Here is a 6,172-nt window from a genome sequence, read left to right on the forward strand (position 1 = left end):
ATGCCGCAATGTCGTCCCAGAGTCTCGAACAGCTGGTCGTCCGCCACGCCCACCGCCTCCCGCTGCCCTCCGCCCCGTCCGGCCAGTCCGGCCACTCCGGTCCGTCCGGCCCGTCCGGCCAAGGGGACGTCGCGGCACGGCAGTTCGACGCCGTGCTGATGTCCGTGGGCTGGAAGCTCTCGGCGGATCTGCTGGCGCGCCTGTCGGGGCTGTCCGAGGGCGCGGTCGTCGACATCGCCGTGCGCACGCTGCGGACCGTACGGGAGATGACCGGCGACCACGTACGGCACAACACGTATTTCATCGACTTCCCGGCCCACGTGCCGGACACCGTCGACTTCTGGATGCGCTGCGTCACCGAGGCGCTCGCCGACGACGCGTCCCGCGAGAGCACGCTCACCCAGCTGTCCAGCGGCGCGCTGGACCTGCTCACGCTGCCCTCCTACGGCACCTACCGGCACACCTACGCCGAGATGCTCGCCGCGCACGACGAGCTGATCGCGGCGGCGGGCGACCGGATGACCGTGCTGCACTCCGGCGGGACGCCGCGGGAGGAGATCACCGCCCTGTACCTGGCGCTGGCGGGCAGCAGCACGCCGCTGGGCGACGACGACCTGCGCGACCTGGAGACCCTCGCCGGGCACTGTGTGGAGGGGCCGCAGCCGGAGGCGATCCCGGCCCGCGAGAACCGGGCGGTCGTCAACCGGGCCCGTCTGACGGCCGGCGCGGACCTCCTGCTGGACACCGTCACCGACGTGCTGCGGCTGGCCTGCGCGCTGTCGGGCGGCGACGTGACCCTGCGGGAGCCGACCCGGTTCCGTACGCTGCCCCGCCCGGTCCGCCGGGCCCTGCTCGCCGGCCTGGACACGGTCGTCGCGGCGGCCCCCGCCAAGCTGGCGGACGTGCACGCGCACCGGGAGGCGTTCAAGCGGCTCGGCGAGCGCCTGCACCCGCACGAGTACCCCAAGTGGCCGCACGCGGCCGAGGTGTTCGCCGTCGCCCGCGGCGAGAAGCGGGCGCGCTCCTTCGACAGCCGGGTGGAGGAGCTGCTGGGCATGCACGACGTCACCGGGGCGACGGAGCTGCTGAAGTCCGCGCCGGGCAAGCTGTTCAGGTCCCTGGACCGGCTGCTGCGCATGTCCCTCACGCAGGACGAGCGGGACGCCGTGGTGGCCGCCGCCGAGCAGGTCGCCCCCATGGTCGCCGGCCGGGTCGTGCTGGCGGTGCGCGAGCACCTGCACAACCGGGCCCGGCAGACCGGCGAGCGCCGCGTCTTCGTCAACCGGCTGGGCCGTGCCTGGGTCACCGCGGACGAGCGTCCGCCGGTGCTGCCGCCGGAGCGGGCGCGGCTGATCTCCGCCCTCGACGCCGAGACCGGCCGCCGACTGCCTTCCCCGCGGCGGCTGTTGGTCGACCCGGACGTCCTCGACGTGGCGCTTCCGCTCAGCGGCAGGGCGACCGCGGCCGGGCTCGGCGTGCTGCCCCGCGGCTCCGTCTCCCCGGTCGAGGGCGAACTGCTGCGCTTCTTCGTGTACTGGAAGCAGGCCGCACTCCGCACGGACTTCGACCTGTCGGCGCTGATGCTGGACGCCCGGTACCGGACCACCGCCTGGCTGTCGTACACCGCGCTGAGCCAGTACGAGGGTGAGCACTCCGGTGACATCACCGAAGCGCCGGACGGCGCCTCGGAGTTCATCAACCTCCGGCTGGGCGCCGTGCGCAGCACCTACATCGTGCCGCAGGTCCACGTCTTCGCCGGCGAGGGCTTCGAGGAGGTCGAGGAGTCCTTCTTCGGCTTCATGCTGCGCGACGGCGAGCAGCGGGGCCGGCCGTTCGAACCGCGCACCGTGCGCATGAAGTCGGAGCTGCGCGGGCCGGGACGGGTCGCGGTGCCGCTGGCGTTCCGGCGGGAACGGGACGGCCGCTGGACCGCCCGGTGGCTGCACCTGTACCTGAAGGGCCTGGACTCGGGCAACCAGGTCGAGGGGGTCCGGGTGACGCTCTCGACGCTGCTGCGCGGCTTCGTCGAACGCGAGTACCTCACCGTGCGGCACCTCACCGACCTGATGGCCGCAGGCGGGACGGAGGTGACGCTGTGGGACGGCGGTTCCGTTCCGGACGGCCCCGTCACCTACATAGGTCTGGAACGGCCCGACGGACTGCACCCGGACTCCCGCGTCGTCACCCCGGAAAACCTGCGCGACCTGATCCCCGTCTGACTGTTAGGGTGGCTCGCAGGCGAGGCCATGAACGGGCTTCCTTCTCAAACTCCTTTCTGATGTAGTCCGTTCGCTCTCCTCGCCACCGACGTGACCGAAGGGGCGTCGTACGGCCGGGCCGTGCGGCGCCCCTTCGGCCTGCTCAGGGCTCTCGGTCGTGGTTCACTCCGCGACGGCCGCCCGGGCCGCGGCGAGGGCCTGCTCGGCGTAACCGCGCCCGAACAGCACGGCGTGCACCAGCAGCGGGAACAGCTGGTGCAGCCCGACGCGGTCTCTCCAGCCGTCCGCGAGCGGCGCGGCCCGCTGGTACCCGTCGAGCACGTGCTCCAGGTACGGGCAGCCGAACAGGTGCAGCATCGCCAGGTCGGTCTCCCGGTGCCCGCCGTGCGCGGCCGGGTCGATCAGCCAGGCGTGCTCCCCGTCCCACAGCACGTTGCCGTTCCACAGGTCGCCGTGCAGCCGGGCCGGCGGCTCGGCGGGGCCGGACAGTTCGGGCAGTCGCTCGCAGAGGCGCTCGACGACGGCCGCCTCGGCGGGCCGGACCGTACCGGCGTCGACCGCGCGACGCAGGTACGGCAGCACCCGGTGCTCGGCGTACCAGCGGGGCCAGTCGGTGCCGGGGACGTTGCGCATGGGGGCCAGGCCGATGTACGCGTCCACCGGGCCGCCGGGTGGCGGGGCGCCGAACGCGGGCGCGCCGGCCGCGTGCAGGGCGGCCAGCTCGCGCCCGAAGCTCAGCGCGGTTCCCGGCGTCGGCCGGCCGCCGGGCACCCGGGCGGTCACCAGCCAGTGCCGGTCGCGGCCGTGCACGTGCGGCACCCGCACCGCGCCGGCCTCGGCCAGCCAGCGCAGCCCGGCCTCCTCGGCGCGCACGGCGGGCTCGTCGCCGTGCTTGACCATCACCGGCCGGCCGTCGTCCAGGGTCACTTCGGCGAGCGTGGCGGACAGGCGGCGCTCGCCGCGCACGGCGCACCCGGTGACGCGCGCCGCCGCGGCGGCGGGCCCGTCGCCGCCCGCGGCCGTCCGGCGGGCGGTCATCCGGCGCCCTCGGGGCCCTGGAATCCGCTCGTCACCGTCGCGCGGACGGCGGGCGCGGACCGGCGGGGACGTCCGGTGCGGTCGAGGCGGGGCACGGCGACCAGGGTACGGCGGCACGCGCGGTCACCGCCGCCGCGCCGCGCCCCACCGCCGACGCCGCCGGTGCGGAGGCGGTGCGGTGGGGACGGCGTGCGGTGCGGTGGGGACGGGGCGGGGTCAGGCGTCGTTCTTGCGCGCCACACCGGCGTAGAGGCCGATCTCCTCCGAGTGGGGCGGGGGCGGGGTGTCCGGGCGCCAGAACGGGATCTGGGCCAGGCCGGGCTCGACGAGTTCGAAGCCGCCGAAGAACCGCTCGACCTCGGCGCGGGTGCGCAGGTTCAGGGTGGCGGTGGCCTTGTTGTAGACGGCCTGGGCCGCGGTGCGGTCCGCGAAGTCGCCGGTGACGTGCGAGAGGACGAGGTAGCTGCCGGCCGGCAGCGCCTCGCGCAGGGTGGCGACGATCCGGTCGGGCTGGTCGGCGTCGGTGAGGAAGTGCACGACGGCGACCAGCAGCAGGGCGACGGGCTGCTCGAAGTCGATGACGCTGCGGACGTCGGGGTGGTCCAGCACGGCCCGCGGGTCGCGCAGGTCGGCCAGCGCGATGCTGGTCGTGCCGGAGCCGCTGAGCAAGGCGTCGCCGTGCGCCTTCACGATGGGGTCGTTGTCGACGTACGCGACCCGCACGTCCGGCGCCACCTCGGACGCGATCTCGTGCACGTTGGGTGAGATGGGCAGCCCCGTGCCGATGTCGAGGATCTGACGGACGCCGTTGCCGACGACGTACCGGACGGCGCGCTGCAGGAAGGCGCGGTTGGCCCGCAGGCCGATGCGCACCTCGGGCGCGGCGGCGGCGAGGGCCTCGCCGGCCTGCTGGTCCACCTCGTAGTTGTTCTTGCCGCCCAGCAGGTAGTCGTAGATCCGAGCAGGGTGCGGCCTGCCGGTGTCGATCTCCTCGGCGCGGACCCCGTCCTGTCCCACACTGCCCTCCCGTCGACGGCCGCCACGGCCGTGCGCGCGGGCGGTCGCCGACAGTTTCCCACACGAACTCTCCTGCTCATGACCGAAGTTGCGCAGGCAGCGGGGCTGTCGGCGGGGGCCGGGCGGGGCGTCACGGAACGGTGTGCGCGATCTCGTATGGCCCGGCGGGGCCGGGGTACCCGCACCACTGGAAGACCTCTCTTGAGGAGATGACTCGGATGCGTCTCATCGGACTGCTCCTCGTTGCGGCCACCGCCGCTTTCACCGCACTGCTGATCACCGACAATCTGTCCGGGGGTCCCGAGTACCAGGTGTCGGTGCTCGGTCAACACGTCGCCACCATGAACACGCTGGCGATCTTCTGCTCCGGTCTCGCGCTGGCGCTCCTGTTCGGCCTGGGCGTGGCCCTGGCGACACACCACCGCCGCGCGCCGCACGGGTACGAGCCGAGAGAGGCGGTGCTCCACGAGTCGGCGGGCCCGGACGCCCGGAGCTGAACCGGCGGACCGGCGAACGGACCGGCAGGCGGGCAGGTACGCGTTTGCGAGGCTGTGATCATGGTCGGCGACCCGGACGACGAACGGCAGGAACGACAGCACGGCTCCAGCGGCCACCGGTCGGTGCCGCAGGCCGCCGACGTCCGCATCGAGGCGTGGGGTACCAGCCGCGAGCGGTGCATGGCGGAGGCGGTGCTGGGCGTGGTGGAGTGCTTCACCGACATCGGCGCGGTGCGGCCCCGGGCGGTGGAGCGGATCAGCCTGGCCGGAGCCAGCGACGACGACCTGCTCTCCGCGTTGCTGGACGAGGTCGTCGAACGGATGGAGACGCACGGTGAGGTGCCGGTCGACGTGGAGGCCGACGCCACCGACGACGGCCTGGACGTACGCCTCGCGGTCGCCCGGCCGGCGGACGCGGAAGGCGCCGGCGCCCTGCCGGAGAACGCCTCGTGGCACGAGCTGCGTATCGCCCCGGACGCGTACGGCTGGTCGTGCGCGGTGACCGTGGGGGTGATGTGAGGGCCCGCTCCGGCGGGGGTACTCCGGTCACATGACCGGCATCGAACTCCACAGCAAAGCGTTCGACGACCACGCCTTCATCGCACGCCGGTACGCCCTGGAGGGCGAGAACGTGTCCCCGCCGCTGACCTGGAGCGGCGTCCCGGGCGACGCGGCCGAGCTGGTGCTGCTGTGCGAGGATCCCGACGCCCCGTCGGGCACCTTCGTGCACTGGATCGTGGCCGGCATCGACCCGCACAGCGGCGGCGTCGGGGAGGGCGAGTGCCCGCCCGGCGGCACCGAACTCGTCAACGGCTACGACCGGCGGGGCTGGGGCGGACCGCACCCGCCGCCCGGCGACGAGGCGCACCGCTACTTCTTCCGGCTGTACGCCCTCGCCGAGCCGTGCGACCTCTCCGGCGCCCCCGGCGCCGAGGAAGTGCACCGGGCCGTCGAGAAACACCAGCTCGCCGAGGGCACGGTCGTCGCGCTGTACCGACGCTGACCGTTTTCACGCGGGCCACAGACAGGCCCTGCCGCCCGCCTCCCGGTACGGCGCCGGTGCTGCCGGCCTCCCGGTATCGGCGCCGGTCCGCCGCCGTACGCCCGGCGGTGGCCGGGTGCCGCGGCGCGGACCGGCGGTCGTCCCGGCGACCTCGGTCGTCCGGGAGCCGGGGTCGTCCCGGCGGCGGCAATCGGCCGGACGACGGCGGCCGACCCGACGGCAGCAGCCGACCCGACGGCAGCGATCAGCCCGACGGCAGCAGCCGACCCGACGGCAGCGATCGACCGGACGACGGCGATCAGCCGGACGACGGCGATCAGCCGGACGACGGCGATCAGCCGGACGACGGCGATCAGCCGGACGACGGCGATCAGCCGGACGACGGCGATCAGCCGGAC

At 74.2% G+C, this 6,172-nt stretch carries 7 protein-coding genes; 5 read left to right on the forward strand and 2 right to left on the reverse strand.

Translation table 11 applies throughout. The features are described 5' to 3' along the window. Positions 1-8: 8 nt before the first annotated feature. Positions 9-2,219: a hypothetical protein gene (locus ACZ5GT_RS22650; RefSeq protein ID WP_469028239.1), complete on the forward strand. Its 2,211-nt coding sequence runs from the start codon at positions 9-11 to the stop codon at positions 2,217-2,219. 162 nt (positions 2,220-2,381) lie between these two features. Here the strand turns inward: ACZ5GT_RS22650 and ACZ5GT_RS22655 are convergent, their stop codons facing one another. Together ACZ5GT_RS22655 and ACZ5GT_RS22660 are read right to left on the reverse strand one after the other, a co-directional pair. Continuing rightward, positions 2,382-3,257, reverse strand: coding sequence for a fructosamine kinase family protein (locus tag ACZ5GT_RS22655; protein WP_469028246.1), 876 nt, complete (start codon positions 3,255-3,257; stop codon positions 2,382-2,384). A gap of 216 nt (positions 3,258-3,473) precedes the next feature. After that, positions 3,474-4,274, reverse strand: coding sequence for an SAM-dependent methyltransferase (locus ACZ5GT_RS22660; protein WP_469028251.1), 801 nt, complete (start codon positions 4,272-4,274; stop codon positions 3,474-3,476). Positions 4,275-4,492: 218 nt separating this feature from the next. On the opposite strand from ACZ5GT_RS22660, the gene ACZ5GT_RS22665 reads away from it, so the two are divergent. The 4 genes from ACZ5GT_RS22665 to ACZ5GT_RS22680 all read left to right on the forward strand — a co-directional run. Further along, the gene (locus tag ACZ5GT_RS22665; RefSeq protein WP_469028259.1) at positions 4,493-4,771 is read left to right on the forward strand and encodes a hypothetical protein; all 279 of its coding nucleotides are present in this window, start codon (positions 4,493-4,495) and stop codon (positions 4,769-4,771) included. 60 nt (positions 4,772-4,831) lie between these two features. Further along, a complete protein-coding gene (locus ACZ5GT_RS22670; protein WP_469028262.1) occupies positions 4,832-5,290 on the forward strand; it encodes an archease in 459 nt (152 codons plus the stop codon). A gap of 31 nt (positions 5,291-5,321) precedes the next feature. Beyond that, the gene (locus tag ACZ5GT_RS22675; RefSeq protein WP_469028265.1) at positions 5,322-5,774 is read left to right on the forward strand and encodes a YbhB/YbcL family Raf kinase inhibitor-like protein; all 453 of its coding nucleotides are present in this window, start codon (positions 5,322-5,324) and stop codon (positions 5,772-5,774) included. 107 nt (positions 5,775-5,881) lie between these two features. Further along, positions 5,882-6,172: hypothetical protein (locus ACZ5GT_RS22680; protein WP_469028268.1), on the forward strand; the 291-nt coding region annotated here is incomplete at its 3' end.

This window comes from Streptomyces sp. NPDC031340 (assembly GCF_055569945.1).

Coding starts and splice junctions, on each gene's coding strand:
- ACZ5GT_RS22650 (WP_469028239.1), top strand. CDS start 9: ATGTCGTCCCAGAGTCTCGAACAGCTGGTCGTCCGCCACGCCCACCGC.
- ACZ5GT_RS22655 (WP_469028246.1), bottom strand. CDS start 3,257: ATGACCGCCCGCCGGACGGCCGCGGGCGGCGACGGGCCCGCCGCCGCG.
- ACZ5GT_RS22665 (WP_469028259.1), top strand. CDS start 4,493: ATGCGTCTCATCGGACTGCTCCTCGTTGCGGCCACCGCCGCTTTCACC.
- ACZ5GT_RS22670 (WP_469028262.1), top strand. CDS start 4,832: ATGGTCGGCGACCCGGACGACGAACGGCAGGAACGACAGCACGGCTCC.
- ACZ5GT_RS22675 (WP_469028265.1), top strand. CDS start 5,322: ATGACCGGCATCGAACTCCACAGCAAAGCGTTCGACGACCACGCCTTC.